The organism is Cellulomonas septica (genome assembly GCF_012396155.1).
GTDB lineage: Bacteria > Actinomycetota > Actinomycetes > Actinomycetales > Cellulomonadaceae > Cellulomonas > Cellulomonas septica.
On sequence record NZ_JAAXOY010000798.1, the window covers coordinates 1 to 1,383 of the forward strand.

A 1,383-nucleotide genomic window follows, 5' to 3' on the forward strand; every position below is an offset into this window, starting at 1 on the left:
CGGGCGACCGACCCCGGCGGCGTCGGGGACGACGTGCTGGAGGGTGTCGCGGACGTGTGCCGACGCCGAGCGCGCGGACTGCCGGACGGCGACGCGCTCGCGTCGTGGAGCGTCCTGTCGGGCGTGCTCGACGCCGCGCCGCACCTCGCCGTGACGGTCCTGGACGCCGTGCTCGACCGGCTCGCGGACGACCCGGCCGCACGTGACGAGCTCCTGCACCGGTCGGCGCTCGGCCAGCAGGCGGTCGACGCACGCCGGCGTCGCGACGGCACGTCGCCGCGCGCGTGACGGCCGGCGGGATCGCCAGACGACCCCGTCATGGCGACCGGTCAGGAGGCTGAACCGGGCTCCAGGACGGGGTCGGGAGGGCTGAGCGGTGCCGTGAGGCGGGACGCGCGGGTGTCGAGGTAGCGGCGTTCCGGGAGGCTCGTCGTGAGGCGGGCGGCGCGGTGGTAGGCGTCGAGCGCCCCGGCCAGGTCGCCCGCCTGCTCCAGGAGGTGGGCACGGACCGCCCAGAGGCGGTGGTGGTCGGCGGTGCGCGGGTCGTCGTCGAGCGGGCGGAGCAGGTCGAGCCCTGCTCGCGGGCCGGACACCATGGCGACCGCGACGGCCCGGTTGAGCGTGACCATCGGGCCGGGCGCGACGTGGTCGAGGAGGCGGTAGAGCGCGGCGACCTGCGGCCAGTCGGTGTCGGCGGCGGTCGGGGCCTCGGCGTGCACGGCGGCGATCGCGGCCTGGAGCAGGTACGGGCCGGCGGGGTGCACGGCGAGTGCGGCCGACACCAGCGCCACGCCCTCGTCGATCTGACCCCGGTCCCAGCGCGCCCGGTCCTGCTCCGCCAGAGGCACGAGGAGACCGTCCGGCCCGGTCCGGGCGGCACGGTGCGCGTCGGTGAGCAGCATGAGCGCGAGCAGACCCGTGGTCTCGCCGTCGTCGGGCAGCAGCGCGTGGAGGAGCCGCGTCAGACGGATCGCCTCGGTGGTGAGGTCGACGCGCACGAGGTCCGACCCGCCCGACGCGGTGTACCCCTCGGTGAAGACGAGGTACAGCACCTCCCGGACGGCCGCCACGCGCGCGGGCCGCTCGGTCGCCGAGGGGAGGGTGAACGGCTCCCCGCGCACGGTCCGCTTGGCGCGGCTGATCCGCTGCGCCATGGTCGCCTCGGGGACGAGGTGCGCGGCGGCGATCTCGGCGGTCGTCAGCCCGCCGACGGCCCGCAGCGTCAGCGCGACCTGCGACGCGGGCGTGAGCGCCGGGTGGCAGCAGAGGAACAGCAGCGTGAGCGTGTCGTCGTGCGACGGCGGCTCCTCGTCGGCGCCCGGGGCAGCCCGCCGCACGGCCGGGTCCAGGGCGACCGTCGCCTCCCGGACCCGGCGTGCGGAG

The 1,383-nt window shown here is 77.2% G+C and carries 2 protein-coding genes; one reads left to right on the forward strand and one right to left on the reverse strand.

Annotated features, from left to right (window positions below; translation table 11 throughout):
- Positions 1-288, forward strand: a 288-nt coding sequence (locus HGA02_RS19265; RefSeq protein WP_168680998.1) for a hypothetical protein, incomplete at its 5' end; no start/stop codon positions are given.
- Positions 289-329: 41 nt separating this feature from the next.
- Here HGA02_RS19265 and HGA02_RS19270 read toward each other — a convergent pair.
- A partial coding sequence (locus HGA02_RS19270) for an RNA polymerase sigma factor (RefSeq protein WP_168681000.1) occupies positions 330-1,383 on the reverse strand: 1,054 nt, incomplete at its 5' end.